This is a genomic window from Rathayibacter sp. AY1B6, from assembly GCF_002932755.1.
GTDB lineage: Bacteria > Actinomycetota > Actinomycetes > Actinomycetales > Microbacteriaceae > Rathayibacter.
On record NZ_PSWL01000007.1, the window covers coordinates 11,954 to 36,987 of the forward strand.

The window sequence follows — 25,034 nt, forward strand, 5'->3', positions numbered from 1 at the left end:
CGGTGCGGGTGCGGGGCCCCGCCCGGCCGAACCGGTCGGGACCCCGAGCTCACTCGCGGAGACGGGCGCCGAAGCGCTCCGCCGCCACGGCCACGCCGTTCTCCTTCGCCGCCGTCGCCTCGGCCGCGGTGAGCGTGCGGTCCGGCGCGCGGAAGCGCAGCGCGAACGTCAGCGACTTCGTCCCCTCGGCGAGGCCGGTACCGCGGTAGTCGTCGACCAGGCGGATCGCCTCGAGCAGCTCACCCGCCCCCTCGGCGACGGCGGCGCGCACGTCGGCGGCCGCCGTGCCGACCGGCACGACGAGCGAGAGGTCCTGGGTCGCGGCGGGCAGCGCGCCCACCGGGCGGGCCACGACGACCCTCCCTGCCCGCGCGATCAGCGGTTCGAGGTCGAGCTCGACCACGGCGACGCGGCGCGGGAGGTCGAGCTCCTCGGCGAGCGCCGGGAGCAGCTCCCCCGCGTGGCCGATGACCGCGCCGTCGAGCACCACCTCGGCAGTGCGGCCCGGGTGCAGCGCGGCGTGAGCCCCCTGGCGCAGCTCCAGCTCGGTGCCGGTCGCCGCGGAGACCTCGCGGACCACGTCGAGGGCGTCGCGCCAGTCGACGTCGCGCCCGGCGACACCGGGCTGGCGCACGACGGCGGCACCCGTGAGCAGCGCCGCGAGGTGCCGGGGCTGCGGCGGGATGCCGGCGTTCAGCTCGGCCTCCACCTCCGCGGACGGACGCGCCCCGCCCGCGGGGAGCGCCCCCGAGCCGAACGGGCGGCCGGCGGCCGGGAGGAAGACGGAGCCGAGCTCGTAGACCGCGAGATCCGTCAGCCCGCGCGAGCGGTTGCGGGCCGCGACCTGCACGAGACCCGGCAGCAGCGAGATCCGCAGCTGGCCCGCGGTCGCGTCGAGCGGGTTCGCGAGCGTGATCTGCTCCTGCGGCGTCCCGTCGACCGAGCCGAGCCGGTCGTTGATCGAGCGGGAGAGGAACGGGTACGAGAGCACCTCGGTCAGACCCGCGGCGGCGAGCGCCTGGGCCAGGGTGCGGCGCATCCTCTGGCCCGGGGTCAGCCCGCGGCCGGGAGGTGCGACGGGCAGGATCGCCGGGATGCGGTCGTACCCGGTGATGCGGGCGACCTCCTCCGCGAGCGAGGCGCGGTCGACGAGGTCGGGCCGCCAGCTCGGCGGAGTCACCAGCAGGCCCGCTCCGCCGGCCTCGACGGAGGCTCCGATCTCGACGAGCGCGCCCCGGATCTCCTCCGGGGTGTACTCCACGCCGATGAGGCCTGCGACGTAGCCGTCCGGCAGCTCGACCGGCTCCGCCGTGCGCGGGTCGGCGAGGACCGAGCCGAGCTCGTCCGCCGTCCCGCCGGCGAGCTCCACCAGCAGCTGCACCGCGCGGGCCGCGGCGACCGAGGCCACCTCGGGGTCGACGCCGCGCTCGAACCGCCGCGACGCCTCGCTCGGCAGCTTGTGCCGGCGGGCCGTCCGGGCGATCGAGACCGGGTCGAAGTTGGCCGCCTCGAGCAGGACGTCGGAGGTGGCGTCCGAGATCTCGGTGCGCGCGCCCCCCATCACTCCGGCGAGGCCGATCGCCCCGCCGTCGTCGGCGATGACGAGGTCCTCCGCGTGGAGGCGCCGGGTCTGGCCGTCGAGCGTCTCGAGCGTCTCCCCCGGTGCGGCGCGGCGCACCACGATGCCGCCCTGCAGGGTCGCCAGGTCGTAGCCGTGCAGCGGCTGGCCGAGCTCGAACATCACGTAGTTGGTGATGTCCACGACGAGCGAGATCGAGCGGACACCGGCCAGGCGCAGTCGCGCGAGCATCCACGGCGGCGTCGGGCGCGAGACGTCGACGCCCCGGACGACGCGCGTGACGAACACGGAGGCGCCGACACGGCCGCGGATCGGCGCCTCGTCGGCCACGGACATGGGGAAGACGGGCGCCGTCTCCGTGCGCTCGTGCGGAGGGAGCGCCTGAGCGGGGTCGCGGAAGGCGGCTCCGGTGGCGTGGGCGTACTCGCGGGCGATGCCGCGGATCGAGAACGCGTAGCCGCGGTCGGGCGTCACGTTGACCTCGACCGCGGCGTCGTCGAGACCGAGGAGCGCGACGGCGTCCGTGCCCGGCTCCGGGTCGAGCCCGAGCGAGGCGAGCCGGAGGATGCCGTCGTGGTCGTCCCCGAGGCCGAGCTCGCGGCTCGAGGCGATCATCCCGTCGGACACGTGCCCGTAGGTCTTCCGCGCGGAGATCGGGAACGGCCCGGGCAGGACCGCGCCCGGCAGGGACACGACGACCTTGTCGCCGGCCGCGAAGTTGTGGGCTCCGCAGACGATGCCGCGGACGTCCTCTCCGCCGTCGGCGGCCCGCCCGCCCTCCGGGGCCACGCGGACGTGGCACCAGTTGATGGTCTTGCCGTTCTTCTGCGGCTCCGGAGCGAGGTCGAGCACCTCGCCGACGACGACGGGACCGGTCACCTCGAAGCGGTGGACGTCCTCCTCTTCCAGGCCGACCGACACCAGGGCCGCGTGCACGGACTCCGTCGTGACGTCCTGCTCGAGGTCGACGTACTCCCCCAGCCAGCTCAGCGGGATGCGCATCAGATCACCATCCCGTACTGCTCGCTGAAGCGGACGTCGCCCTCGACCATGTCGCGCATGTCCTTCACGTCGTTGCGGAACATCAGGGTCCGCTCGATCCCCATGCCGAAGGCGAACCCGGAGTACTCCTCCGGGTCGATGCCGGCCGCGCGCAGCACGTTCGGATTGACCATGCCGCAGCCGCCCCACTCGATCCAGCGGGCACCGCCGACGAAGGTCGGGTGCCAGACGTCCAGTTCGGCGCTGGGCTCGGTGAAGGGGAAGTAGTTCGGGCGCAGGCGGATGCGCGCGTCGTCGCCGAACAGGATCCGCGCGACGTGCTCGAGGGTGCCCCGCAGGTGCGCCATGGTCAGGCCGCGGTCGACGGCGAGGCCCTCGAACTGCGTGAACACGGGCGTGTGCGTCGCGTCGAGCTCGTCGGTGCGGTACACCCGGCCCGGAGCGATCACGTAGAGCGGCAGCGGGCGCTCGAGCATCGAGCGGATCTGCACCGGCGAGGTGTGCGTGCGCAGCACCAGATGCGAGTCGACGGGATCGACGAAGAAGGTGTCCTGCATGGCGCGGGCCGGGTGGTCCTCGTCGAAGTTCAGGGCGTCGAAGTTGAACCACTCGTTCTCGAGCTCCGGCCCCTCCGCGATCTCCCACCCCATCCCGACGAACACGTCGGCGATCGACTCCTGGAGCAGCGAGAGAGGGTGACGGGCGCCGCGGCGCACGAAGCTGGCGCCAGCGGTGACGTCCACGCGCTCGGCCTCGAGCGCGGCCGCGTCCTCGGCCTCGACGAGCTCGGCCTCGCGGGCGGCGTAGGCGTCGCCCACCTGCTTGCGGGCACCGCCGACGAGCTTGCCGGACGCCGCCTTGTGCTCGGGCGGGACGGAGCGCATCTGCGCGTTGAGGCGGGCGAGGGCGGACCCCTCGCCGAGGTGGGCGGCTCGGGCGGACTTCAGAGCGGCGGAGTCGCCCGCCGCGCCGATGGCGGCGAGGGCGTCGGCGACCGCCGCGGAGACGGCCTCATCGGTGATCGGGTTGCTGTCTGACACGATCCCCCAGTGTAGGCGAGGGCCTCCGCCCCCTCCCGCCGGCCGCGCGCGTGCTCGTCGCGCTCGCCCACGGCCGGGCTCCCGTCTGCGCCGACGGCTCTCGAAGCCCCGCCGCCCGGCGCTGCTCGATCAGCAGGGGCGGGGGTCTCGATGCGCCGCCGTCGGCGGCTGCTCCACCAGCATGAGGAGGGGCGACCGCCGCGCCCCAGGAACGGATCGATCGCGAGTGCCGTCATCGCTCCACGCCTCCGCCTCGACGAGACCAAAGCGGAGCACCTCCGCCACATGCGCTGAGCGATCGCAGGAACCCCGAGGCGAACAGGAGAACCGCGTGTCAGCGATTCTCCGTAGCCGGACGCAGGACGCTCTGCGGAACCCGACCCCGTCGGGAAGCCGACCGCGGTGAGGATCGCGCTCGGGCGATCCTCACCGTTCAATCCTGCACAGCGATCAGCTGCGTGTCCGTCTGCGCGCGGGCCGCGGGGTGGCCGCCGATGGTGCGGCCTCCGCGCCCGCCGCTCTTCGTGCGGATCTCGATCCACTTCGCCAGCCCCGAGAGGAGGAGGCAGATGCCGATGTAGATCGCCCCGATGACGATCGCGGCCGGGATGATCGGGCTGTCCAGGCTCGACTGGTTGCCCAGGTAGCGCGCGTAGTACAGCAGCTCGTTGTAGGTGATGATCGAGCCGAGCGCCGTGTCCTTGAGGGCGACGACGAGCTGGGCGATGATCACGGGCAGCATCGAGCGGATCGCCTGGGGGAACAGGATGAGCCGCATGACGCCGGACTTGCGCAGGCCGATCGCGTAGCCCGCCTCCTTCTGTCCTCGCGGGAGGGCCTCGATGCCGGCGCGGAAGATCTCGGAGAAGACGGAGCCGTTGTAGAGGGTCAGGGCGATGACCACGGCGAGGTAGGGGCTGAGCTTGAGGCCCGCGAACGGCAGGCCGTAGTACATCAGCATCATCAGGATCAGGACGGGGATCGCCCGGAACAGCTCGATGAAGAGCGTGACGGGGACGGTGATCCAGCGGCGGTCCGAGAGCCGGCCGATGGCCAGGAGGAGGCCGAGGACGAGGCTGGCGACGCCCGCCGTGGCGAAGGCCGCGAGCGTGCGGCCGAGGGCGGCGCCGATGCTCTGCCAGACCAGCGGGTAGCCGAACGCGCGCCACTTGGAGGCGTCGAACTGGCCCGACTCCGCGAAGCGCCAGACCACGAAGCCGAGGAACACCGCGATCAGCAGGACGACGACGACGCCGATGACGCGGTTGCGCACGATGGCCCGGGGGCCGGGGTTGTCGAAGAGGACGGAGCTCATCGGGCGACCCTCCACTTCTTCTCGAGCTGACGTTGGACGAGCGAGAGCAGGGTGACCAGGACCACGAAGACCAGGGCCACCCAGAGGACGACGATGAGGCTGTTCTCGCCGCGCTCGTTGAGCACGCGGACGATGGTGCCCGCCTCGGCGACCGAGAAGCCGGCGGCGACGGTGGTGTTCTTGAGCAGCGCGATCAGGACGCTCATGAGCGGCGGGATCACGGAGCGGAAGGCCTGGGGCAGGACGACCTGCGTCATGGTCAGGCCGAAGTCCAGGCCGATCGCGCGGGCCGCCTCGGCCTGGCCGATCGGCACGGTGTTGATGCCCGAGCGCAGCACCTCCGCGACGTAGGTCGCGGTGTAGAGGCTGAGGGCGCAGATCGCGAGGTTCGTGTATTCCACCTGCGGCAGATCGAGCTTGGGGTAGCCGAAGGCGAAGAAGAACATCACCAGCGTGAGCGGGGTGTTCCGGATGGTGTTCACGTACACCGTGCCGACCGCGCGGGCGATCGGGACGGGCGAGACGCGCATCGCGCCGACGACCGTTCCGATCAGCAGGGCGAACACGAGCGAGACGCTGAAGAGGATCAGGGTGTTGCCGAAGGCCGGGACGTAGACGTCGAGGTTGTTCAACAGGACATCCATGCGGCTGGCCCTTCTGTCGGAGCGGTGGGGGTGGGCGAGGAGGGGGTGGCCCCCGGGCGGCGCTGAGGCCGCCCGGGGCGCCTCCTAGTAGTCGTTCACCGCCGGCTGGGTGACGGTCGTGCCGGACTGGCCGAGCGTCTCGTCGTAGATGGCGCTCCAGGTCTCGCCGCCGTCGGTCAGCATGCCGTTGACGAAGTGGCGCAGGGCGTCGTCGTCCTTGGGCAGGCCGATGCCGTACAGCTCGGTGCTGAAGGGCTCGCCGACGACCTTGAGCTCGTCGGGCTTCTGCGCGGCGTAGCCGATCAGGATCGCGCCATCAGTGGTGACGGCGTCGACGGTGCCGTCGGAGAGGGCGTCCACGCACTGCGAGTACGTGTCGAACTCCTCGGTCTTCACCTCGGGGTAGTTGGTGCGGATGTTCTGGATCGGGGTGGAGCCGGTGGCCGAGCAGACGGTGGTGTCGGCGGTGAGGTCGTCCGGTCCGGTGATCGTGTCGTTGTCGGCGGCGACGAGCAGCTGCTGGCCGGTCTCGAAGTAGGGTCCGGCGAAGCCGACCTGCTCCTTGCGCTTGTCCGTGATCGAGTAGGTGCCGACGTAGTAGTCGATGTCGCCGTTCACGATCGACGCCTCGCGGTTGGCCGAGGGGATCGCCTTGAACTCGATGGCGTCTGCCGCGAAGCCGAGTGAGGCGGCGGTCCACTTCGCGATCTCGATGTCGAATCCGGAGCGCTCGCCGGTCGCCGCGTCGAGGTAGCCCAGCCCGGGCTGGTCCTCCTTGACGCCGATGACGACCTTGCCGTCCGCGGTCATCGCGTCGAAGGTCGGGCTGCCCTCGAGGGTGACGTCGGAGGCGACCTCGTACGCGGAGGTCCCTCCCTCGGAGCCTCCTCCGGCGCCGCCGCCGGCGGTTCCGGAGTCGCCGGAGCAGCCGGCGAGGGCGAGGGTCGCTGCTGCGAGTCCCGCGGTCATGAACATGAGCCTGATGCGCATGATCGTCCTTCCTGGGGTTCGGCCCGCCGGAGCGGGCGATGTCGGGTCGGATCCCGGATCACGGGTCCGACCTGCCTGGTGGCTGCTGATCGCGCTTCTAGTGCGTGATGAGCTTGGAGAGGAAGTCCTTGGCCCGGTCGGTGCGGGGCGCGGTGAAGAACGACTCCGGGTCGGTGTCCTCGAGGATCTCGCCGTCGGCCATGAACACGACGCGATCGGCGGCCTTCCGCGCGAAGCCCATCTCATGGGTGACGACGATCATCGTCATCCCCTCCTTGGCGAGCCCGACCATCACGTCGAGGACCTCGTTGATCATCTCGGGGTCCAGCGCCGAGGTGGGCTCGTCGAAGAGCATCACCTTGGGCTTCATCGCCAGCGCCCGCGCGATCGCGACGCGCTGCTGCTGCCCGCCCGAGAGCTGGGCCGGGGTCTTGGCGGCCTGGTGGCCGACGCCGACCCGGTCGAGCAGCGCCGTGGCCTGGGCCTCCGCGTCCTTGCGGGAGAGCCCGCGGACCTTGATCGGGCCGAGGGTGACGTTCTCGAGGATCGTCTTGTGCGCGAAGAGGTTGAACGACTGGAAGACCATCCCGACGTCGGCGCGGAGCGCGGCGAGGCCCTTGCCCTCCTCCGGGAGCTTCTGCCCGTCGATGGTGATGGTGCCGCCCGAGATCGTCTCGAGGCGGTTGACGGTGCGGCAGAGCGTCGACTTGCCGGATCCGGAAGGGCCGAGAACCACGACGACCTCGCCCCGGTGCACCGTCAGATCGATGTCCTTCAGTGCCTGGAAGTCGCCGTAGTGCTTCTGCACTCCGGAGAGGACGACGAGGGGTTCACCGGCGGGAGCGGCGGCGCGCTCGTCTTGCGGGGCTGTGACCATGCCGTCAGAGAATCACACGGGGATGGGCCGGTCAAATCATGAGGGAATTCTTAACCGAAGGGTAACAACGCGCCCTGTTCTCCAGCTTGGCGGCTCCCCCGCGCCGATTCCTCTCAGGAACGCAGCGCGAACGCGCTCTCGTAGAGGCAGACGGACGCCGCGGTCGCGAGGTTGAGCGACTCCGCCGCCCCGTAGATGGGCACCGCGACCACGCCGTCGACGAGGGCGAGCGACTCGTCCTCGAGGCCGCGCGCCTCGTTCCCGAAGACCCAGACGGTCGGCTGGGCGAGGTCCCCGCGTGCGCGGACCTCGAGCAGATCCTCCCCCTTCACGTCGGCCGCGACGGAGCGCAGGCCCACCCCGCGGAGCCGGCCCAGCACGTCCGCGAGGTCGGCGCCGACCGCGACCGGGAGGTGGAAGAGCGAGCCGGTCGTGGAGCGCACGACCTTGGGGTTGTAGAGGTCGACCGAGCGGCCGGAGAGCACGACCGCGTCGGCACCGGCGGCGTCGGCGGCACGGATGATCGTGCCGAGGTTGCCCGGATCGCGGACCTCCTCGAGCACTGCCACGAGGCGCGGCTCGGAGGCGACGACGTCCTTGAGCGAGGTGGGGAACTGGCGGCAGACCGCGACGAAGCCCTGCGGGGTGACGGTGTCGGCCATCGCGTCGAGGACGTCCTCGGTCACGTACTCGATCTCGACCTCCGCCTCGGCGGCGGCGGCGACGATCTCGGGGTGCCGCTCCAGAGCGGTCGGAGTCGCGAACGACTCGACGATCAGCTCCGGGCGGTACTGCAGCGCCTCGGACAGGGCCTGCGGGCCCTCGAGGAGGAAGAGCCCCGTCTCGAGCCGGGCCGGGCGGCGGGTGAGCTTCGCCACGGAGCGGACACGGGGAGAGCGGGGGTTGTCGAGCATGCGGCGAGCCTATCGGCGCGGTGATCGCCGCCCCCGCAGACACGGCGCGGGACGGCCCCGCGAACGACGGAGGGGGCCGCGACCTCTCGGTCGCGACCCCCTCCGGGAAGCCGTGCTGACTACGCTGCGGCCTTGGGCGCCGAGGTGTCGGCGGGCAGCGCGCTCTTCGCGGTCGCGACGAGCGAGGCGAACGTGGCCGGCTCGGTGATCGCGAGGTCCGCGAGGATGCGGCGGTCGACCTGGACGCCGGCCAGGGCGAGGCCCTGGATGAAGCGGTTGTAGGTCAGGCCGTTCGCGCGGGACGCGGCGTTGATGCGCTGGATCCAGAGACGACGGAACTCGCCCTTCTTGGCGCGGCGGTCGCGGTACGAGTAGACGAGGGAGTGGGTGACCTGCTCCTTCGCCTTGCGGTAGAGGCGCGACCGCTGGCCGCGGTAGCCCGAGGCGCGCTCGAGGATGACCCGACGCTTCTTGTGGGCGTTGACGGCCCTCTTCACTCTTGCCATTGCTGTTTCTTCCTATCGATCCGTGTCGGCTGAGTAGCGACCACGCGGCGCAGCGGGCTGCGCCGGCGGTGGGCTACAGACCGAGAAGCTTCTTGGCGACCTTGGCGTCCTGCGGGGCGAGGACCTGGTCCTGGTTGAGGCGGCGCGTGCGCACGCTGGACTTGGACTCCAGGTTGTGACGCATACCGGCCTGCTGCTTCATGAGCTTGCCGGAGCCGGTCACCTTGAAGCGCTTCTTGGCACCCGAGTGGGTCTTCATCTTGGGCATGTTCTCTCCTTGTGAACGTCACTCCGCACTCGGCGGGGCGAAACCGGTGCCCCGCGAGCGGGGCGTCCACCGGCCCCGAGGCCGGGGCGGCGAAGTACTAGACGGACTCGGCCTCGGCCGTGTCCTCGGGGGTGTTGGCCTCGCGACGAGCGGCGCGGACCGCATTGGCCTCGGCCTTCGCCTCGGACTTGTTCTTCAGCGGGCCGATGACCATCACCATGTTGCGACCGTCGATGGTCGGGGTGGACTCGACCTGGCCGAACTCGGCGACGTCCTCCGCGAAGCGCTGGAGCAGACGGACGCCCATCTCGGGGCGCGACTGCTCGCGACCGCGGAAGAGGATCATCGCCTTGACCTTGTCGCCGGCCTTCAGGAAGCCCTCGGCGCGCTTGCGCTTGGTCTCGTAGTCGTGCTTGTCGATCTTCAGGCGGAAACGGACCTCCTTGAGGATCGTGTTCGCCTGGTTGCGACGGGCTTCCTTGAGCTTCTGAGCCTGCTCGTACTTGAACTTCCCGTAGTCCATGATCTTGGCCACGGGCGGCTTGGAGTTGGGGGCGACCTCGACCAGGTCCAGGTCTGCGTCCTGCGCGAGTCGCAGGGCGACCTCGATCTTGACGACGCCGACCTGTTCTCCTGCGGGACCCACGAGGCGGACCTCGGGGACGCGGATACGGTCGTTGGTACGGGGATCGCTGATTGCGTTTCTCCTCTGATCTCGGTGAGTGCAGCTGCGCTGCCGGAGTCTTCTCCAGCGCACCCGAGAGAGGTGATCGTCCCGTCCACGTCGTGCCTGCAGCACGGCGCTCGCACCCTGTGACGCGGTTCCCGAGGCGGACCTCGAGAGCCGCAGCCCTGCCTCCGGTGGTCTGACGACCCTCGGGGGCGGAGTGCTTCTGACCCGGTAACCTTGTGAAGCGGTCAAGCGCGGGTGGGAGAATCTCCACTTTCGAACCGAGGACATGCCTCGGAGCCCGGACAACCATAGCAGACCGGCGGCCCGCCCGACAGAGCGGATCCGGCCGCCCCTCGCTCCGGCGGCCGCGCCCCTCCACCACGGACGACGAACGAAGGACCCATGGCCCAGTACGACGACGACTACACGCGACGATTCGGCGAGGACGGCGGAGCCTCCGACGTGGAGGCGGCCCGCGACATCGCGGAGGTCCCGGCGGTGGAGATCATCACCACCGCGGCCGTGCACCTGATGAGCGCGGCCGCCGTCAAGTGCGGGCTCGCCGACGAGCCCGGAGCGCAGGTCGACCTCGACGAGGCCCGCAAGCTCATCAACGCGCTCGCGGGCCTGGTCACGGCCGGCGCGCCCGACATCAGCGACATGCACGCCCGGAGCCTGCGCGACGGCCTCCGCACCCTCCAGCTCGCGTTCCGCGAGGCCTCCCCCATCGCCGACCCGATCGGCAAGGGCCCGGGCGAGAAGTGGACCGGCCCGGTCACCTGACCGGGAGTCAGCGGGCGGCGGCGAGCTGCAGCGTCATCGAGTCGACACGCTGCGCGACGGTCTCGTCGGCCGCCCACCGTGCCCCCAGTCGCGCGACCAGGGCTCCGAGCGCGTCCTGATCGAGCCCCGGGCGCAGGCTCAGCACCACCACGAGCTCGGGTCCCGCGAGGCGCTGCTCCGGGTCCCCTGCGCGCACCTCGAGCGAGGCGACCGCCCGCTCCCCCTCCGCAGCTGCGCGCAGAGCCCGGAGCACCTCCGCATCGGCGTGAGCGGGCCGCCAGTCGCCGCCCTCCGCGATCGCCCAGAGGGCCGGGCGCCGGACCGCGAACTCCCGCTCGGACGCGGGGTCGAGGACCATCACCTCGGTGCCCTCCGCGACGGCCGCCAGGGCCGCGCGGCGCCCGTCGACCGGGACGGGACGGGCCGCGGGGTCCCACCGGCGCATGCTCTCGACGCCGCTGAAGACGGGGAGCACCGTGCGGCCGTCGGGTCCGGCGACCGTCACGATCGCGAGCTCCTGCGTCTTGTCCGCCCGGAGTCCCCCGACGCCCTCGGCCTCCTCGCCGAGGCGGGCGACCAGGGGGATGAGCAGGCGGGACGTGCGGAGCGCGTCGACCACGGCCTCCGGGCCGCGCGCAGCACGGGCGAAGGACTCGAGCGCGGCGACCAGCGCCTCCGGAGCGCTCCCGTCGTCCTCGGGCGCGGCGCTCGGCTCGAAGTGCCGACCCGCCCAGGGGGTGCCGGCCGAGTCGGTCAGATGCGCCGGGAGCGGGCGGGGCTCACTCGGATGCGACATCCAGGGCCTCCGCGAGCGTGAACGCGCCCGCGTACAGCGCCTTGCCGACGATCGCGCCCTCGAGGCCCTGCGGCACGAGGTCGCGCAGAGCGGCGATGTCGTCGAGGTTCGAGATGCCGCCCGAGGCGATCACGGGCCGGTGGGTGCGGGCCATGACCTGCTCGAGGAGCTCGAGGTTCGGGCCCTTGAGCGTGCCGTCCTTGGTGACGTCGGTGACGACGTAGCGGGTGCAGCCGGCCTCCTCCAGGCGGTCGAGGACCTGCCAGAGGTCACCGCCCTCCTTGGTCCAGCCGCGCGCGGCGAGCGTGGTGCCCCGGACGTCGAGCCCGACGGCGATCTGGTCGCCGTACTGCGCGATGACGCTCGCGGCCCACTCGGGGTTCTCGAGCGCCGCGGTTCCGAGATTGATGCGCTTCGCGCCGGCGCTCAGCGCCGACTCGAGGCTCCGGTCGTCGCGGATCCCGCCGGAGAGCTCGACGTTGACGCCCTTCACCTGGCGGATGACCTTCTTCATGATGCCGTGGTTGTCGCCGCGGCCGAAGGCGGCGTCGAGGTCGACGAGATGGATCCACTCCGCGCCCTGGTCGGCCCAGTCGCCCGCGGCGTCGATGGGGTCGCCGTAGTTGGTCTCGGTCCCGGCCTCGCCCTGCGTGAGCCGCACGGCCTTGCCGCCCGCCACGTCGATCGCGGGCAGGAGGACCAGGCCCGGGGCCTTGGTGAACTCGCTCATCGTCATCCTCAGTCTCGGAGCCGGTGCCGGCCCCTGGAGGCGCCGACCACCGGCCGATCCTAGTTCGTGCGGAGGGTGCCCAGCCAATTGGCGAGGAGCCGGAGCCCGGCGGCGCCCGACTTCTCGGGGTGGAACTGGGTGGCCGAGAGCGGCCCGTTCTCGACCGCGGCGATGAAGGGGCCGCCGTGGTCGGCCCAGGTGACGGCGGGACGCGGGAACGGCGGCATCACGTCGAGCGACCACTCGCGGGCGCCGTAGGAGTGCACGAAGTAGAAGCGCTCCTCGGCGATGCCGTCGAACAGCACCGAGCCCTCGGGGGCGGAGACGGTGTTCCAGCCCATGTGCGGGACGACGTCGGCCGGGAGGAGGTCGACCGTCCCGGGCCACTCCCCGAGGCCCTCGCTCTCGACCCCCCGCTCGACGCCGCGTTCGAAGAGCACCTGCATCCCGACGCAGATGCCCAGGACGGGGCGCCCGCCGGCGAGGCGCTTCTCGATGATCTCGCCGCCGCGGGCGCGGGTCAGCGCCGACATCACGGCGTCGAACGCGCCGACGCCGGGGACGAGGAGGCCGTCCGCCTCCAGAGCCCGCTGCCGGTCCCCCGTCAGCTCGACGTCGGCACCGGCGAGCTCGAGCGCCTTGACGGCGGAGTGCACGTTCCCCGAGCCGTAGTCGTAGACCACGACGGAGGGACGTGCCGAGCTCACAGCGCGCCCTTCGTCGACGGCACGCCGGAGACCAGCGGGTCGAGGGCCTTCGCCTGGCGGAAGGCGCGCGCGAACGCCTTGAACTCCGCCTCGGCGATGTGGTGCGGGTCCCTGCCGCCGAGCACCGTGATGTGCACGGTGAGGCCGGCGTTGAAGGCGATCGCCTCGAAGACGTGGCGCACCATCGATCCGGTGAAGTGGCCGCCGATCAGGTGCAGCGCGAAGCCCTCCGGCTCGCCGGTGTGCACGAGGTAGGGGCGCCCCGAGATGTCGACGACCGCCTGCACGAGCGCCTCGTCGAGGGGCACGAGAGCGTCGCCGAAGCGGGAGATCCCGGCCTTGTCGCCGAGCGCCTGCCGGATGGCCGTGCCGAGCACGATGCCGATGTCCTCCGCCGTGTGGTGGATGTCGATCTCGATGTCGCCGCGGGCACGGACGCGCAGGTCCGTGAGCGAGTGCTTCGCGAACGCCGTCAGCAGGTGGTCGAAGAAGGGCACGCCGGTCTCGAGGTCGGCGACGCCCGTGCCGTCGAGGTCGAGGGAGAGCTCGATGCTCGACTCGCTGGTGGCACGGCTGAGGGAGGCGGTGCGCCCGGGTGCGGCGCTCGGGGAGGTCATGCCTCCCAGTCTATTCGCGCCGCGTCACCGCCCCCGGGCGGAGCTCACTCGCGCGAGAGCGCCACCGCGGGGTCGGCTGACGGGGCGGGGAGGGAGGCGAGCGCCTCGAGGAACGCGGTCGTCTCCTCCTCCGTGCCGGCGCTGACGCGGAGGTGGTTCGGGATGCCGACGTCGCGGATGAGGACGCCGCGGGCGAGCAGGCCCTCGAACACGGCGGCCGGATCCGCGACGCCGCCGAAGAGGACGAAGTTGCTGCCGGTCGCGTACGGACGGTAGCCGAGGGCGCGCAGGCCGTCGATCATCCGGTCGCGCTGCACGATGATCTCGCCGACCATCGCGAGCATCTCGTCGGCGTGAGCGAGAGCGGCGGTCGCGGCGGCCTGGGTGAGGGCCGACAGGTGGTACGGGAGGCGGACGAGGCGGAGCGCGTCGATCACCGCGGGGTCGGCGGCGAGGTAGCCCAGACGGACGCCGGCGAAGGCGAAGGCCTTGCTCATGGTGCGGGACACGAGCAGGCGCGGTCGGCCGGGGAGGAGGCTCAGCGCGGTCGGTGCGCCCCTGCCGGCGAACTCGGCGTACGCCTCGTCGACCACGACGACGCCGTCGGTCGCGTCGTAGACCGCCTCGATCACGGCGAGGTCGAGCGGCGTCCCGGTCGGGTTGTTCGGAGCGCAGAGGAAGACGATGTCGGGCCGGGCCCGGCGCACCTGCTCGGCGGCGTACTCGGCTCCGACCTCGAACTCCGCCTCGCGCGGAGCGGGGATCCACTCCGTTCCGCTCCCCGACGCGAGGATCGAGTACATCGAGTAGGTGGGCGCGAAGCCCAGAAGCGAGCGCCCGGGACCGCCGAACGCCTGCAGGACGTGCTGGAGCACCTCGTTCGATCCGTTCGCAGCCCACACTCCGTCCGCGGTGAGCCCGTGACCGAGGTAGCCCGCGAGGGAGTCACGCAGCTCCCGGAACTCGCGGTCGGGGTACCGGTTGACGGTCCGCAGCGCCTCGGAGACCCGCTCGACGATGTCGGCGATCACGTCGTCCGGAACGGGATGGGTGTTCTCGTTGACGTTGAGGGCCACAGGCACGATCGCCTGGGGCGCGCCGTACGGGTGCTTGCCCCGGAGGTCGTCGCGGAGGGGCAGATCGTCGAGAGTCGTCACCAGGGAATGGTAGCGAAGCGCCCGACCGGGCCGCCCGGCTCAGCGAGCGGTGTCGTACTCGGCCGGGACGGCGAGGCGCTGCCCGGGCTCGACGCCCGCGCTCGAGAGCTGGTTGAGGGAGAGGATGTCATCGACCACGTCGCGCGGGTCCGCCTGCGGGGCGAGCTCCTCGGCGAGCGACCAGAGCGACTCGCCCGCGTGGACGGTGACGTACTGGAACTCGACAGCCGCGGCATCGCTCGACGCGACCGCGCCGCCGCCGTTGAGCCCGAAGGCGAAGGCGCCCGCCACGATCGGCAGGGCACCCAGTGCGGCGACCACGACGCGGCCGCGACGGGTGAGGCGCAGGCGGGTGCGGACGACCCGCGGTCCGGAGGACGCGTTCATCGGCTCAGGAGCGGACGGCAGGGCCTCGACGGGCCGAGCCGCGGACGAGTGCTGCAGCGGGCGGGAGGTGAGCTGTGCGGTCATGGGATCGCTCCTTTCGACAGGGATTCGGGGAGGCCCTCGGCCGGGAGGGCCACCCCGAACGCCTGTACCGAACATATCTTCGAACGACGGGACGGTCAAGAGACCCACCCGGCCGATCCGCGCGCGGACTCGCGCGCGACACACTCGAACGAATGTTCCGAGTCGGGAGTTCCGGCGGATACAGTTTCGAGAGCCTGGTCGTAGTACAGCAGCGACCACCGACATTCCTTGTCGGGTCGCGACCGGGCGGGCGCGCACGCGGCGTGCGCACCGGGAAGAGGGAGCATCGTGAGCGACGCGCAGACGGCCGGGACGCCGGCCGCCAAGACGAAGGCGGCCGCCGGACGGCGCCGGAAGAGCCTGAGCGCCAAGCAGCTCGCGATCCTCGACGCGATCCAGCGCTCGGTGTCGAGCCGCGGCTACCCGCCGAGCATGCGCGAGATCGGCGACGCGGTCGGCCTCGCCTCGCTGTCGAGCGTCACCCACCAGCTCAACCAGCTCGAGCTCAGCGGCTACCTGCGCCGCGACCCCAACCGGCCCCGCGCCCTCGAGATCCTCATCGACGTCCCCAGCTCGACGGAGGACGACGGGTCGTTCGAGTCGACCGCGACGGTCGGCGACGCGGCGATGGTCCCCCTCGTCGGCCGGATCGCGGCGGGCGTGCCGATCATGGCCGACCAGCAGATCGACGAGGTGTTCCCGCTTCCCCGCCAGCTCGTCGGCAAGGGCGAGCTCTTCATGCTCAAGGTCGTCGGCGAGTCGATGATCGACGCCGCGATCTGCGACGGGGACTGGGTCGTGGTCCGCTCGCAGCGCACCGCCGAGAACGGCGAGATCGTGGCGGCCATGCTCGACGGCGAGGCCACCGTCAAGGTGCTGCGCCAGCGCGACGGCCACACCTGGCTGCTCCCCCGCAACTCCAACTTCGAGCCGATCCTCGGCGACGAGGCCGAGGTGCTCGGGAAGATCGTGGCGGTCCTCCGCTCGGTCTGACCCCGCGCAGCCAGGAGGGGCCCGACCGGCTGCATACCGGTCGGGCCCCTCCTGCGTTCGGCTGGCACCGGCTGATCGGGCCGCGTGCCCGCCGTCGCGGTCGCGGGAAGGCTGTGGAGGTCCGCCGCCGTTCCGTCTGCGTGTCCTCGGACCGCCGCCGCGGGTCGATGGCGCGGGACGCCGCACCTCCCCTCGGACGCACGGAGCGCCCGCCTCCCTGACGGGGAGACGGGCGCTCGGGTGGTGGCGATCAGGCCTGGACGGCCGCCCGTGGAACTGCGAACTCGGTGAGCGAGCCCGCCAGATCGGCGTGCACGAGGGCGACCACGTGGGTGCCGCCCTCGACGTACTGGGTCGACAGGATCCGGCCGCTGCGGTGCAGGTGAGAGATCACGTCGCCGCGGTCGTACGGCACGAGCAGGTCGATCTCGACGTCGGGCTCGGGCAGGATCTCGGCGATCCGCGCCTCCAGCTCGTCGATGCCCTCGCCGCTGCGCGCCGACACGAAGACCGCGTCCGGAGCGAGACCGCGCAGCACCAGCCGCGTGCCCTCGTCCACGAGATCGGCCTTGTTGAAGGCGATGATCTCGGGGATGCTCCGGGCGCCCACCTCGCCGATCACGTCGCGCACGGTGGCGATCTGCCCGGCGGGATCGGGGTGGGAGGCGTCCACGACGTGGACGATCACGTCGGAGTCCGCCACCTCCTCGAGCGTCGACCGGAAGGCCTCGACGAGCTGGTGCGGAAGCGCTCGCACGAAGCCGACGGTGTCGGCGAGCGTGTAGAGGCGCCCGTCCTTCGTCTGGGCCTTGCGGACAGTGGCGTCGAGGGTCGCGAAGAGCGAGTTCTCGACGAGGACGCCCGCGTGGGTCATCCGGTTCAGCAGGCTCGACTTGCCGGCGTTCGTGTAGCCCGCGATCGCCACCGAGGGAACGGAGTTGCGCTTGCGGTTCGCGCGCTTGGCCTCGCGAGCGGGCTTCATCGCCGTGATCTGCTTCCGCAGGCGTGCCATGCGGGTGTGGATGCGGCGGCGGTCGAGCTCGATCTTCGTCTCACCCGGACCGCGCGAGCCCATTCCGGCCCCCGCGCCCACCTGGCCTCCGGCCTGGCGGGACATCGACTCGCCCCAGCCGCGCAGTCGCGGGAGCAGGTACTCGAGCTGCGCGAGCTCGACCTGCGCCTTGCCCTCGCGGCTCTTCGCGTGCTGGCTGAAGATGTCGAGGATCACCGCGGTGCGGTCGATCACCTTGACCTTCACCACGTCCTCCAGCGCGCGGCGCTGGCTCGGAGCGAGCTCGGTGTCGGCGACGACCGTGTCGGCGCCGAGGGCCGCGACGAGCCCCGCGAGCTCCTGGGCCTTGCCCTTGCCGAGATAGGTGCTCGGGTCGGGATGCGGGCGGCGCTGGAGCAGGCCGTCGAGGACCGTCGCTCCCGCCGTCTCTGCGAGCGCGGCGAGCTCGTGCAGCGAGTTCTCCGCGTCCTCCAGCGAGTTCTGCGAGTACACGCCGATGAGCACGACGTTCTCCAGGCGCAACTGGCGGTACTCGACCTCCGTGACATCCTCGAGCTCGGTCGAGAGGCCGGCGACGCGTCGCAGCGCCTGCCGGTCGTCGCGGTCGAACTGCTCGCCGTCGCTGTTCTCGCCCTCGTGGCCGGCGCTCTGCAGCGCCTGGGCTCCACCCGCGACGAAGCGCGAGTACCCTGCCGAGCGCGACTGCGCGTTCGCCAGGACCCTCGAGACGACGTCCACGGCCTCGGTCGTGTCGGTCTCGTTCAGGTCTTCCGTCATCCGGATAACACTAACTCCTCAGGTGTTGATAGGTTCACTTCTCATGGCCGCCGAGCACTACTTCTCGAGTACTCCCGACGGCGACCTCCGGCCCCGCAGGATCCCGGTCCGCCTGGCCGGCCGCGACCTCGAGGTCACGACGGCAGGAGGGGTGTTCAGCCCCGGTCACGTCGATCTCGGCACGCGCGTCCTGCTGGACGCAGTGCCCGACGCCCCCGCTGACGGGGACCTGCTGGACCTCGGCTGCGGCTGGGGTCCGGTCGCCCTCGCGCTCGCCCTCGCCTCCCCCGACGCCCGGGTGTGGGCGGTCGACGTCAACCAGCGGGCGCTCGAGCTGGTCCGTCGCAACTGCGAGGAACTCGGCGTCCTCAATGTCAACGCCGTGCTGCCCGAGGATGTTCCCGACGACGTGCGCTTCCGCACCGTGTGGTCGAACCCGCCGATCCGCATCGGAAAGGAGGAGCTGCACCTCCTGCTCGAGCGCTGGCTGCCACGCCTCGAGGAGGGCGCGGACGCCTGGCTCGTCGTGCAGCGCAACCTCGGCTCCGACTCGCTGCAGTCCTGGCTCGCCACCGCGTTCGCCGGACGGCTCGACGTGCAGCGCGTCTCCTCGGCGAAGGGCTTCCGCGTGCTGCGGACGACCCGTCTGGGCTGACCCGGCCCTCAGTCGATCCGGATCGTCCCCGTGAAGACGAGGTCGGCCGGACCGGAGAGCCCGACGTGCTCGCCCTCCTCCGCCGCGAACATCGTCACGCCGAGCGTGCCGCCGGGGACCTCGACGCGCCAGGCCTGGGGAGCGCGGGCTCCCGCCCAGTAGCGCACGGCAAGCGCCGCCGCCGCGGCACCCGTGCCGCAGCTCAGGGTCTCGCCGCTGCCGCGCTCGTGCACCCGCATCCGGATCCGCCCGATGCCGTCGTGGACCAGAGGCTCGCCGGGGACGACGAACTCGACGTTCGCGCCGTCCTCGGGCTCCGGGTCGAGCTGCGGGATGTAGGAGAGGTCGGCGGAGTCGAGCTCCTCGTCGTTGCTGAGGGCGACGACCACGTGCGGATTGCCGAGGTCGATCCCGATGCCGGGGCGCGCGACCTTCAGCTCCTTCGCCCGCACCAGGGGCTCGCCGCCCGCCAGCTCCCAGCGGCCGAGGTCGACCTGGAATCCGGCTCCGCTGCGGGTCACGTCGCGGACGCCGGCGCGGGTGCCGATCGGCAGGGTGTCGCCGGGCTCGAGCGTCGCCAGGCCGCCCGCGAGCAGGAACGCGGCGTAGACGCGGATGCCGTTGCCGCACATCTCGGCGAGGGAGCCGTCGGCGTTGCGGTAGTCCATGAACCATTCCGCCTCGCTCTCCTCGGCCAGGGCCGCCGACCCCTCCGGGATCGCCCGGGAGCGGACGGCTCGGATCACGCCGTCGGCGCCGACGCCGAAGTGGCGGTCGCAGATCATCGCGATCTGCGCGGGCGAGAGGTCGACCTCACCGTCCGGGTCGCTGAAGAGCACGAAGTCGTTGCCGGTGCCCTGGCCCTTGGTGAAGTGCAGCTCGATCGTCATGGCGCACAGCCTAGCGAGGAGCGGGTGCGGCGGCCTGGGCGACGGCGTGCGCCCGCGACGCCAGGTCCGGCGCGTCGTACGGGAGCCGGTGGGCGCCGGCGTAGCGCCGGAACCAGCTGTTCTGCCGGCGGGCGTAGCGGCGCGTGAGGGCCTGCGTGGCCGCGATCGCCTCCTCCTCACGGAGGACGCCGGCACGCTGGGCGAGCGCCTGGGCGTACCCGATGGCGCGGCCGGCGGTGACGCCGCGCTCCAGGCCGAGAGGGACGAGCCGCTCGACCTCGTCGAGCATGCCGGCCGCCCACATCCTCTCCACCCGTCGGTCGAGGCGCTGCACCAGCTCCTCCCGCGGAGCCTCGAGGAACAGGATCGAGGCGGGACGCCACGGAACCGGCTCGTCGGACATCAGCGCGCTGTGCGTACTCCCGCCGGTCAGCTCCGCGATCTCGAGCGCGCGGACGATGCGCCGGGCGTTGTGCGGACCGATGCGCGCGGCCACTCCGGCGTCGATCCGGCGCAGCCGCTCGACGAGGACGCCCAGGCCCTCGCGCTCGGCGGTCTCCTCGAGGCGGCGCCGAACCTCCGGGTCCGTTCCCGCGAAGGAGAACTCGAAGACGACGCTGGAGACGTACAGGCCGGAGCCCCCGACCAGGATCGGCGTCGCTCCGCGCGCCAGCACGCTCTCGATCACCCGCCGCGCCTCGCTCTGGTATCGGGCGACCGACGCCTCCTCCGTCACGTCGAGGACGTCGAGCAGATGGTGCGGGACGCCCCGCCGCTCATCGACGGGGAGCTTCGCGGTGCCGATGTCCATCCCGCGGTAGAGCTGCATCGCGTCGGCGTTCACGATCTCGGCGGCGCCGCCGTCCTGCCGGATCGCCCCGGCGAGATCGAGCGAGAGGTCGGACTTGCCCGTGCCGGTCGCGCCGACGACCGCGATCAGCTCCGGCGCAGGATCGGGGGCTCCGGCCTCAGCGCTCGCCATCGAGGGCGTCGTAGATCGGCGTCGTCAGCGTGCCGGCGTCGCGCACGCGCAGAGACGGCAGCCCCAGGGAGACCCGGGGCGCACCGCTCGCACCCGGGGCGGCCGGAACCCCGCAGGACTCGGTCTGCGCCCGGTCCCAGGCGTCGCCCGCGCGGGTGCGGCGGATGCGGAGCGGCGCGCCGTCGGAGGAGTCCGCCAGGAGGTAGAAGGGCGCGGCGCGGGTGACCCGGACCGAGACCACGTCTCCGGGACGCGGCTGCTCGGAGCCCTCGGGCACGTCGAAGTGCACCAGGCGGCTGTCCTCGGCGCGTCCGCTCAGGCGGTGGGTCTCCGAGTCGCGGCGCCCCTCGCCGGTCGCGACCAGGACCTCGACCTCGCGGCCGACGACCGTGCGGTTCTCCTGCTCGCTGATCGCGTCCTGCAGGGCGACGAGCCGCTCGTAGCGCTCCTGGACGATCGCCTTGGGGATCTGGTCGGCCAGCGTCGCGGCCGGCGTGCCGGGCCGGATGGAGTACTGGAAGGTGAAGGCGGAGGCGAAGCGGGCCGCCTCGACCACCCGCAGGGTCTCCTGGAAGTCGGCCTCGGTCTCGCCGGGGAAGCCCACGATGATGTCGGTGCTGATGGCCGCGTGCGGGATGCGGTCGCGCACCCGGTCGAGGATGCCGAGGAACCTCTCGGAGCGGTACGAGCGGCGCATCGCTTTGAGGATGCGGTCGGAGCCGGACTGGAGCGGCATGTGCAGCTGCGGCATCACCGCCGGGGTCTCGGCCATGGCGTCGATCACGTCGTCGGTGAACGCGGCGGGATGGGGGCTCGTGAAGCGGATCCGCTCGAGTCCTCCGATGGTGCCCGCGGCGCGGAGCAGCTTCGAGAACGCCTGACGGTCGCCGAACTCGACGCCGTAGGAGTTCACGTTCTGACCGAGCAGCGTGACCTCGATGGCGCCGTCGTCGACGAGTGCCTGGATCTCGGCGAGCACGTCGCCGGGACGCCGGTCCTTCTCCTTGCCCCGCAGCGAGGGCACGATGCAGAAGGTGCAGGTGTTGTTGCAGCCGACCGAGATCGAGACCCAGCCGCTGTAGGTCGAGTCCCTCTTGGTGGGGAGCGTGGAGGGGAAGACGTCGAGCGACTCGAGGATCTCGAGCTGCGCCTCGTCGTTGTGGCGGGCCCGCTCGAGCAGGCTCGGGAGTGCGCCCATGTTGTGCGTGCCGAAGACGACGTCGACCCACGGGGCGCGGTCGAGGATGACGTTCTTGTCCTTCTGCGCGAGGCAGCCGCCGACCGCGATCTGCATCCCCTCGTGACGGCGCTTCACCGACGCGAGGTGGCCGAGGTTGCCGTAGAGCTTGTTGTCGGCGTTCTCGCGCACCGCGCAGGTGTTGATCACGACGACGTCGGCCTCGGCTCCGTCGGCGGACACGTAGCCCGCCGCCTCGAGCGAGCCGCTCAACCGCTCCGAGTCGTGCACGTTCATCTGGCACCCGAACGTGCGGACCTCGTAGGTCCTCGGCCGGGTCTCGACGACGGGCGACGGGGCGGTACCGAGCGTGCTCATGGTGTGGCATTCTACGCTCCGGTCGGACCGCTCCCGGCCCGCCGCGTCAGCGGAAGCGGACGCTGGACCCCGGCTTGCGGATCGTCTCGCGGACGACGCGCTGCACGAGCCCGCCGGCGTAGCCGCGCCGCGCGAGGAACCCCGTGAGGCGGCGCTCGGCGACCTCGTCGGACAGCGAGCGCAGGCTCGGCAGCCGCTTGCGCGCGAGCTCGAGAGCCGTGCGGTACTCGTCGTCGCCGTCCAGCTCGTCGAGCGCGGACGCGATCGCCTCGGGGTCGATCTTCCGCGCGCGCAGCTCCTGCTGGATCGAGGAGCGGCCGAGCTTCTTGCGGTCGCGCAGCGAGACGACCAGCTGCTCCGCCATGCGGAGGTCGTCGAGGTAGCCGAAGCGCGTGAAGCGCTCGAGGATCTCGAGCGCGTCCTTCTCGGCCACGCCCTCCGTGTAGAGGCGCGCCTCGACCTCGGCGACGGACAGGCTCTTGCGCGAGAGTCCGCGCACGATCCGATCCGCGACCTGCTCAGGGTCGATCTCCTCGGGGACCTCGATCGGCTCGCCGTCCTCCGTGTCGTCCGCGTCCTCGACGAACGCTGGTGCACGTCGGGCGACGTGGGCCGACAGCTCGGCGATCCGCTCGGAGGAGTGCGACGCACGTTCGTCAGGAGCAGTGGATTCCGACCCGGCGACCGCGGCCTTCCGGCCGGCAGGCCTCGGGGCCTCGGCGACCTGCGACGAGGCCTCGGGCGGTCGCCCCGCGGACTCGGGACCATCTGAGTCCGGAGCAGCCGGAGCCCAGCCCTCGTCGCCCGCCTCACCCCGGTCGACCCAGGGCAGGAAGGCCACGGGGCGGCCCTTCGCCCCCTCCGCGGCCTTCTCCGCCACGGGCTAGGCGCCCTTGCGCACGGGCTGCTTGGTCTCGATCGCGACCGGAGCGGCCTCGACGGCCGCGTTCGGGTCGACGATCACGCCGAGCTTGACCAGGATGCGCTTCTCGATCTCGGCGGCCACATCGGGGTTGTCGATGAGGAACTGGCGCGCCTTCTCCTTGCCCTGGCCGAGCTGGTCGCCGTCGTAGGTGTACCAGGCGCCCGACTTGCGGACGATCTCGTGCTCGACGCCGAAGTCGATCAGGCTGCCCTCGCGGGAGATCCCGACTCCGTAGAGGATGTCGAACTCGGCCTGCTTGAAGGGCGGGGCCATCTTGTTCTTCACGACCTTGACGCGGGTGCGGTTGCCGACCGCGTCGGTGCCGTCCTTCAGCGTCTCGATGCGGCGGATGTCGAGGCGGACCGACGCGTAGAACTTGAGCGCCTTGCCGCCCGCGGTGGTCTCGGGGCTTCCGAAGAAGACGCCGATCTTCTCGCGCAGCTGGTTGATGAAGATCATCGTGGTGTTGGTGGTGTTCAGTCCGCCGGTCAGCTTGCGCAGCGCCTGGGACATGAGGCGGGCCTGCAGGCCGACGTGGGAGTCGCCCATCTCGCCCTCGATCTCGGCTCGCGGCACGAGGGCCGCGACGGAGTCGATCACGATGAGGTCGATCGAGCCCGATCGCACGAGCATGTCGGCGATCTCGAGCGCCTGCTCTCCGGTGTCGGGCTGCGACACGAGGAGGGAGTCGATGTCGACGCCGAGCTTCTTGGCGTACTCGGGGTCGAGCGCGTGCTCCGCGTCGATGAAGGCGGCGATGCCGCCGTTCCGCTGGGCGTTCGCGATCGCGTGGAGCGTGAGAGTCGTCTTTCCGGAGGACTCGGGGCCGTAGATCTCGACGATGCGGCCGCGGGGAAGCCCGCCGATCCCGAGCGCGACGTCGAGCGCGATCGAACCGGTCTGGATCACCTCGACGGGGGCGCGGTCGTCGCTGCCGAGGCGCATGACGGCGCCCTTGCCGAACTGGCGGTCGATCTGGGCGAGTGCGGTCTCGAGGGACTTCTCGCGGTCGGAGGAACTGGGCATGGCCGTCTCGCTCTCGTGTTCGTGGTGGTGTCGCCTACAGGCTGTCGCGACATGCCGGTGGCTGTCGGAGTGACAGTGCCGGCCGGCTGCGACAAGGCGGTGAAGCAGGTCCGTTCAGGTGTCTCCGACGGTACGCCCGACCACCGACATCGGGGCCGAGCGAGAGCGACTCCGTGGAGACGGGGCCGTTCCTGCTTCTGTGGAGGAGCCTAGACCCGTTCGAACACGGATTCGAGCACGAGCCGTCGGCGTGTCGAACACGGCTTCGGCGGCGGGCACGTCAGCGGTGGCGTCTCCGCGGATCCACGCCGTGCCACCGCGCCTCGGGGACGTCGTTGGCGCGGCAGAGTGCGAGCCAGACCTCGCGCGGCTCCGCTCCGTCCGCGAGGGCGCGCTCGGCGGTACGGCCACCGAGCTCGGTCAGCACGAGGTCGGAGACCAGGACACGGGCGTAGGCGCCGCCGAACTCGTCGTCGACCAGCTGCCGGAACTCGCTCAAGCGCATGCGTCCACGGTAGCCGCTGCCCGGGAGCGGCACTCCCCCGGGAACGCCGAAGGGCGCCCGGCCGGAGCCTGGGCGCCCTTCGCGTGGAACGGGGTGCGGTGAGTGGAGGAGGACGGGAGCCGACTACTGCGTGACGAGGTCCGCGTCGAAGCCGGCGACCATGTCGGCCGGGATGGTGTCGGGGATGGTGTCGATGCCCTCGATGACGGCGAGACGATCGCCGACCTCGCGCATGATCACCGAGATGGGGGTGTCGAGGGCGTCGGCGACAGAGGCGAGGATCTCCGAGGAGGCCTCCTTCTGACCGCGTTCGACCTCGCTCAGGTAGCCGAGCGCAACGCTCGCCTTGCTCGCCACCTGACGGAGCGTACGACCTTTCTGCAGGCGAAAGTCCCTGAGGACATCGCCGATCTCCTGACGAACTAGAACCACTGGACCCTCCTTCTCCACGTCAACCGCATGTCGTGCACCTGCACCGCGAGCACGGGCGCCGGAGTACTCCGGAGCGGGTGATCGGGGGGCTGGGACGAGAGAACCGGATAGCTGTTCACTACCCGGTTCGTATGGAGTCGACTCTAATACCGGATGACTGGACTTTGCGTGTGAGCGACACCAGATGTAACCGGGCCGCAATGCGGCGCATTC

General features: G+C 71.6%; 27 protein-coding genes. 3 read left to right on the plus strand and 24 right to left on the minus strand.

The genetic code is table 11. From position 1 onward, the window contains the following. Positions 1–49: 49 nt before the first annotated feature. From pheT to infC, 10 genes are all read right to left on the minus strand, one after another. Positions 50–2,581, minus strand: a complete 2,532-nt coding sequence (gene pheT / locus C5D08_RS04995) for a phenylalanine--tRNA ligase subunit beta (protein ID WP_104276095.1) — start codon at positions 2,579–2,581, stop codon at positions 50–52. Further along, positions 2,581–3,621, minus strand: coding sequence for a phenylalanine--tRNA ligase subunit alpha (gene pheS, locus C5D08_RS05000; protein ID WP_104226313.1), 1,041 nt, complete (start codon positions 3,619–3,621; stop codon positions 2,581–2,583). Before pheS ends, pheT begins: the two co-directional genes overlap by 1 nt. Positions 3,622–4,054: 433 nt before the next feature. Further along, complete coding sequence (locus C5D08_RS05005) at positions 4,055–4,936, minus strand: amino acid ABC transporter permease (RefSeq protein ID WP_104276096.1); 882 nt, start codon at positions 4,934–4,936, stop codon at positions 4,055–4,057. Continuing rightward, entirely contained in the window at positions 4,933–5,580 is a 648-nt protein-coding gene (locus C5D08_RS05010; protein ID WP_104276097.1) for an amino acid ABC transporter permease, read from the minus strand. The genes C5D08_RS05005 and C5D08_RS05010 overlap by 4 nt, the downstream gene beginning before the upstream one ends. A gap of 84 nt (positions 5,581–5,664) precedes the next feature. Then, the gene (locus tag C5D08_RS05015; protein ID WP_104276098.1) at positions 5,665–6,570 is read right to left on the minus strand and encodes a glutamate ABC transporter substrate-binding protein; all 906 of its coding nucleotides are present in this window, start codon (positions 6,568–6,570) and stop codon (positions 5,665–5,667) included. A 97-nt stretch (positions 6,571–6,667) separates the two neighbouring features. Next, on the minus strand, positions 6,668–7,447 hold the full coding sequence (locus C5D08_RS05020; RefSeq protein WP_104276099.1) for an amino acid ABC transporter ATP-binding protein: 780 nt from the start codon (positions 7,445–7,447) through the stop codon (positions 6,668–6,670). A gap of 113 nt (positions 7,448–7,560) precedes the next feature. Continuing rightward, on the minus strand, positions 7,561–8,361 hold the full coding sequence (locus tag C5D08_RS05025) for an RNA methyltransferase (protein WP_104276100.1): 801 nt from the start codon (positions 8,359–8,361) through the stop codon (positions 7,561–7,563). Between the two features lie 119 nt (positions 8,362–8,480). After that, on the minus strand, positions 8,481–8,867 hold the full coding sequence (gene rplT, locus C5D08_RS05030) for a 50S ribosomal protein L20 (RefSeq protein ID WP_104224487.1): 387 nt from the start codon (positions 8,865–8,867) through the stop codon (positions 8,481–8,483). 73 nt (positions 8,868–8,940) lie between these two features. Next, entirely contained in the window at positions 8,941–9,135 is a 195-nt protein-coding gene (gene rpmI, locus C5D08_RS05035) for a 50S ribosomal protein L35 (protein ID WP_056042364.1), read from the minus strand. 97 nt (positions 9,136–9,232) lie between these two features. Next, positions 9,233–9,781, minus strand: a complete 549-nt coding sequence (gene infC / locus C5D08_RS05040) for a translation initiation factor IF-3 (protein WP_374952931.1) — start codon at positions 9,779–9,781, stop codon at positions 9,233–9,235. A 429-nt stretch (positions 9,782–10,210) separates the two neighbouring features. Here infC and C5D08_RS05045 point away from each other — a divergent pair, with 429 nt between their 5' ends. After that, positions 10,211–10,591 (plus strand): DUF1844 domain-containing protein, encoded by a 381-nt coding sequence (locus tag C5D08_RS05045; protein ID WP_104313470.1) that lies wholly within the window; start codon positions 10,211–10,213, stop codon positions 10,589–10,591. A gap of 7 nt (positions 10,592–10,598) precedes the next feature. Here C5D08_RS05045 and C5D08_RS05050 read toward each other — a convergent pair whose 3' ends face one another. From C5D08_RS05050 to C5D08_RS05075, 6 genes are read right to left on the minus strand one after another with little or no spacing between them, the layout of a single operon-like run. Continuing rightward, entirely contained in the window at positions 10,599–11,387 is a 789-nt protein-coding gene (locus tag C5D08_RS05050) for an SseB family protein (RefSeq protein ID WP_104276101.1), read from the minus strand. Further along, the gene (gene priA / locus C5D08_RS05055) at positions 11,371–12,117 is read right to left on the minus strand and encodes a bifunctional 1-(5-phosphoribosyl)-5-((5-phosphoribosylamino)methylideneamino)imidazole-4-carboxamide isomerase/phosphoribosylanthranilate isomerase PriA (protein WP_104276102.1); all 747 of its coding nucleotides are present in this window, start codon (positions 12,115–12,117) and stop codon (positions 11,371–11,373) included. The genes C5D08_RS05050 and priA overlap by 17 nt, the downstream gene beginning before the upstream one ends. A gap of 59 nt (positions 12,118–12,176) precedes the next feature. After that, a complete protein-coding gene (gene hisH / locus C5D08_RS05060; RefSeq protein WP_104276103.1) occupies positions 12,177–12,824 on the minus strand; it encodes an imidazole glycerol phosphate synthase subunit HisH in 648 nt (215 codons plus the stop codon). Then, a complete protein-coding gene (gene hisB / locus C5D08_RS05065; RefSeq protein ID WP_104276104.1) occupies positions 12,821–13,441 on the minus strand; it encodes an imidazoleglycerol-phosphate dehydratase HisB in 621 nt (206 codons plus the stop codon). The genes hisH and hisB overlap by 4 nt, the downstream gene beginning before the upstream one ends. A gap of 44 nt (positions 13,442–13,485) precedes the next feature. After that, positions 13,486–14,601 (minus strand): histidinol-phosphate transaminase, encoded by a 1,116-nt coding sequence (locus tag C5D08_RS05070; protein WP_104276105.1) that lies wholly within the window; start codon positions 14,599–14,601, stop codon positions 13,486–13,488. 36 nt (positions 14,602–14,637) lie between these two features. Then, the gene (locus C5D08_RS05075; RefSeq protein WP_374953952.1) at positions 14,638–15,069 is read right to left on the minus strand and encodes a LysM peptidoglycan-binding domain-containing protein; all 432 of its coding nucleotides are present in this window, start codon (positions 15,067–15,069) and stop codon (positions 14,638–14,640) included. A 288-nt stretch (positions 15,070–15,357) separates the two neighbouring features. Here C5D08_RS05075 and lexA point away from each other — a divergent pair, with 288 nt between their 5' ends. After that, positions 15,358–16,062 (plus strand): transcriptional repressor LexA, encoded by a 705-nt coding sequence (lexA, locus tag C5D08_RS05080; protein WP_104276106.1) that lies wholly within the window; start codon positions 15,358–15,360, stop codon positions 16,060–16,062. A 250-nt stretch (positions 16,063–16,312) separates the two neighbouring features. Here the strand turns inward: lexA and hflX are convergent, their stop codons facing one another. Further along, positions 16,313–17,851: a GTPase HflX gene (hflX, locus tag C5D08_RS05085; RefSeq protein WP_104276107.1), complete on the minus strand. Its 1,539-nt coding sequence runs from the start codon at positions 17,849–17,851 to the stop codon at positions 16,313–16,315. A 43-nt stretch (positions 17,852–17,894) separates the two neighbouring features. On the opposite strand from hflX, the gene C5D08_RS05090 reads away from it, so the two are divergent. Further along, complete coding sequence (locus C5D08_RS05090) at positions 17,895–18,506, plus strand: class I SAM-dependent methyltransferase (protein WP_104276108.1); 612 nt, start codon at positions 17,895–17,897, stop codon at positions 18,504–18,506. 8 nt (positions 18,507–18,514) lie between these two features. Here the strand turns inward: C5D08_RS05090 and dapF are convergent, their stop codons facing one another. From dapF to C5D08_RS05125, 7 genes are all read right to left on the minus strand, one after another. Continuing rightward, positions 18,515–19,396, minus strand: a complete 882-nt coding sequence (dapF, locus tag C5D08_RS05095) for a diaminopimelate epimerase (RefSeq protein ID WP_104276109.1) — start codon at positions 19,394–19,396, stop codon at positions 18,515–18,517. Between the two features lie 10 nt (positions 19,397–19,406). After that, positions 19,407–20,378 carry a tRNA (adenosine(37)-N6)-dimethylallyltransferase MiaA gene (gene miaA / locus C5D08_RS05100; RefSeq protein ID WP_104276110.1) on the minus strand — a complete coding sequence of 324 codons (972 nt, stop codon included), beginning with the start codon at positions 20,376–20,378 and terminating at the stop codon, positions 19,407–19,409. Further along, the gene (miaB, locus tag C5D08_RS05105; RefSeq protein WP_104276111.1) at positions 20,365–21,933 is read right to left on the minus strand and encodes a tRNA (N6-isopentenyl adenosine(37)-C2)-methylthiotransferase MiaB; all 1,569 of its coding nucleotides are present in this window, start codon (positions 21,931–21,933) and stop codon (positions 20,365–20,367) included. The genes miaA and miaB overlap by 14 nt, the downstream gene beginning before the upstream one ends. Before the next feature lie 46 nt (positions 21,934–21,979). Beyond that, positions 21,980–22,813: a regulatory protein RecX gene (locus tag C5D08_RS05110; RefSeq protein ID WP_104276112.1), complete on the minus strand. Its 834-nt coding sequence runs from the start codon at positions 22,811–22,813 to the stop codon at positions 21,980–21,982. A 3-nt stretch (positions 22,814–22,816) separates the two neighbouring features. Then, entirely contained in the window at positions 22,817–23,884 is a 1,068-nt protein-coding gene (gene recA / locus C5D08_RS05115) for a recombinase RecA (RefSeq protein ID WP_104224475.1), read from the minus strand. 280 nt (positions 23,885–24,164) lie between these two features. Then, the gene (locus C5D08_RS05120; RefSeq protein WP_104276113.1) at positions 24,165–24,389 is read right to left on the minus strand and encodes a DUF3046 domain-containing protein; all 225 of its coding nucleotides are present in this window, start codon (positions 24,387–24,389) and stop codon (positions 24,165–24,167) included. 123 nt (positions 24,390–24,512) lie between these two features. Continuing rightward, on the minus strand, positions 24,513–24,821 hold the full coding sequence (locus C5D08_RS05125) for a helix-turn-helix domain-containing protein (protein WP_068207524.1): 309 nt from the start codon (positions 24,819–24,821) through the stop codon (positions 24,513–24,515). Positions 24,822–25,034 lie beyond the last annotated feature (213 nt).